The following is a 3364-nucleotide window of genomic DNA, read 5'->3' as shown; positions in this document are numbered from 1 at the left end:
GCGTTAGATTGGTGAGCTACTTAATAAAAATGAGATGAGGAGATTAGAATGGCAAAGATGAAGAATGAGACACATTACAAAGTTTTGATTGTAGGAGGGGGCAGTGCCGGAATTACGGTTGCAGCCCGTCTCCTGCGTGAATCTCGCACTCTGAGCGGAAACATTGCCATCATTGACCCTGCGACGAAACATTATTATCAGCCATTATGGACACTTGTGGGAGCTGGCGAAGCTGACAAAACTGTGACACAAAGGGAGGAAGCATCCGTTATTCCGAGCGGAGCCGTGTGGGTACAGGATGCGATAACCACATTTCAGCCAGATGAAAATGCTGTTGTAACAGCATCCGGAAAGAAACTGTACTACGAATATCTAGTTGTGGCTGCCGGGATTCAAATTAACTGGCATGAAATCAAGGGGTTAAAAGAGAGTATTGGAAAGAATGGGKTATGTAGTAATTACTCTTATGATTATGTTGATAGCACTTGGGAGGCGATCAGAAACTTCAAGGGGGGAACTTCCATTTTTACCAATCCGAACACGCCGGTAAAATGCGGTGGAGCTCCTCAAAAAATTATGTATTTGGCAGAAGATTATTTCAGAAAATCAGGAGTTCGCCCGCAATCTTCGGTTATTTTTGTTTCAGGCAGCCCATCCATATTCAATGTAAAAAAATATGAACAGGCACTAAATAAAATAATTGAACGGAAAGAAATCGAGACATGTTTTATGCATCATCTCATTGAAATTGATGGTGACAAGAAACGAGCGACATTTGAAAATCTGAACACAAAAGAGCGTGTGGATATGCAATATGACATGATTCATGTGGTACCACCGATGAGCGCCCCTGATTTTATCAAGAATAGTTCCCTCGCAGCTAGTAATGGTTGGCTGAATGTAGATAAATATACGCTGCAGCATGAACACTTTGACAATATATTTGGCATAGGGGATTGCACAAACTTGCCTACTTCAAAAACAGGAGCTGCAATTCGCAAACAAGCGCCCGTGCTTGTGCAAAATTTACTTCATCGGATGCGTGCCAAACAAATGGTTCATAAATATGACGGCTATACATCATGTCCACTTGTTACTGGATACGGGCGGCTTATACTGGCTGAATTCAATTATGATTTACAGCCGCAAGAAACTTTTCCTATCGATCAATCCCGTGAGAGGTTCAGTATGTATGTATTGAAGAAAAACTTGCTTCCCGTTATGTATTGGAACGGGATGCTTAAAGGTATGATGTAAAAACATTTCTGATAGGCATAACAAAACAAAAGTAAGCAAGGCCCTTAAAAGGAGGATGATTTATGCTACTCAAGTATTTTTATGATGAGAAACTGGCTCAAGCTTCATACCTTGTGGGATGTCAGGCTACTGGCGAAGCGATCATTGTTGATCCGTCACGTAATATAGAAGCTTACTTAAAAGCGGCAAGAGCACATGGTGTGCGGATCGTGGGTGTAACGGAAACACACATCCATGCGGATTTTTTGTCTGGTTCAAAGGAGCTAGCTTCAAGGCTTGGGGCCACATTGTATTTGTCTGATGAAGGAGGGGCGGACTGGAAATATGAGTACGCAACTGAATATCAACACTGCTTTCTAAGAAATGGAGATGTATTTTCCATTGGAAATATCAATTTTGAGGTGGTACATACACCAGGACACACACCTGAACATATATCGCTGCTCGTAACAGATGGGGGTGCATCTACCAAGGATCCACTCGGCATATTTACCGGAGATTTTGTATTTGTCGGTGATGTGGGGCGTCCCGACTTATTAGAAAAAGCCGCAGGGGTGCACGGGTCCTCGGAAAAAATGGCACGCATGATGTATCGGTCTTTACAGCAGTTTAAAAACCTTCCTGACTATCTGCAAGTATGGCCGGGGCATGGAGCGGGCAGTGCCTGTGGAAAAGCGCTAGGTGCAATCCCGTCGTCAACCATTGGATATGAAAAACGGACAAATTGGGCACTGCAATATGATAATGAGGATCGCTTTATAGAAGCGCTGTTGGCTGGACAGCCGGAGGCACCCCCTTATTTTTCAATGATGAAGCGGTTGAATAAAGAGGGATCGCAGCAAATTCGAAGTATAGCAGCACCACTTTGTATGGAGGTTTCAATAGATATTGTGCAGGAATGGACGGAACAGGGAATTGTCATTGATACACGTTCGGCCAGTGAATTTGCCACCAAGCATATACGAGGGGTAATTAATATCCCTTATAACAAATCATTTGTAACTTGGGCGGGATGGCTGTTGGATTATGACCGACCTATATATCTTCTGGCATGCAATGCTGATGTGGCAGATATGATAAATGATCTCCAGTCCATTGGTTTGGATCGCGTCGTTGCAACAATGGAACCATATATCATTGAGCAGGAAGGAGAATCTGATTCACGTGTTATGAAGTATGAAGAAGTGACAATGGACCAGATAGATGGCTCTATTCAAACAGAACGCATATATGTGCTTGATGTCCGAAGCTCGGGCGAATGGGAGGAAGGCCATATTCCGCAGGCGAAGCATGTGATGCTTGGTCATTTACAGGAACAGGCACACAAAATTCCGCATGATAAACCAATTTTGGTTTATTGTAAAACCGGCGGAAGATCAGCCATCGCTGCAAGCCTTCTACAAGTTCATGGTTTTAAAGAAGTACAAAGCCTTGTAGGTGGTTATGAGGAATGGAATAAACAGAAGAAGTTACGACCCACCAGAGATGCTAAATGAAATCTTTGAATTTTATCATCTATGCGAAAATACTTACCATAATTGCAAATGTAGTAATGCTTAGGATGAAAGGGTTTTTAAATAATGACCGCGGCATTAGGGGATTCAACCAAGAACCTCTATAAAAATAAGGAGATTTTATAAGTGAAATGAGTTGGCATGACAATTGCTTATATAAATTAGTAATGAGGCATAGTGCAAACAAACATAAGAAGGAGAGATACTCGATGAAATATAATTTTGACCAAGAAATCTGTCGACTGGGTACAGCTTGCGAAAAGTGGGATGATCTAGAAAATCATTTTGGCGTAAAGGATGTTATACCGATGTGGGTGGCCGATATGGATTTTCAGTCTCCACAACCTATCATCGAAGCATTAAAACAACGTGTGGAGCATGGTGTATATGGCTACACGCTTAGACCGGACTCGTATATGGAATCCATTGTTGGTTGGCTAAAAAGAAGACATCGATGGTCCATTGAGAAAGAATGGATTACCCACAGCCCAGGAGTGATTCCAGCCCTATCGTTGGCGATTCAGTCCTTCACGCAGGCGGGTGACAAAATAATTATCCAACCTCCTGTATACCATCATTTTGCCCGGGTGATC

General features: G+C 42.6%; 2 protein-coding genes and 1 pseudogene. All 3 read left to right on the top strand.

What is annotated here, in order from left to right; genetic code table 11:
• Positions 1-57: 57 nt before the first annotated feature.
• Complete coding sequence (locus AC1DUW_RS24000; RefSeq protein WP_477643641.1) at positions 58-1257, top strand: NAD(P)/FAD-dependent oxidoreductase; 1200 nt, start codon at positions 58-60, stop codon at positions 1255-1257.
• A 62-nt stretch (positions 1258-1319) separates the two neighbouring features.
• On the top strand, positions 1320-2753 hold the full coding sequence (locus AC1DUW_RS23995) for an MBL fold metallo-hydrolase (protein WP_053347659.1): 1434 nt from the start codon (positions 1320-1322) through the stop codon (positions 2751-2753).
• A gap of 227 nt (positions 2754-2980) precedes the next feature.
• Positions 2981-3364: pseudogene (locus tag AC1DUW_RS23990) on the top strand (cystathionine beta-lyase); the annotation flags it as partial.

This window comes from Peribacillus sp. P4_C12, assembly GCF_056402095.1.
This window is presented reverse-complemented; position numbering and strand designations above follow the sequence as displayed.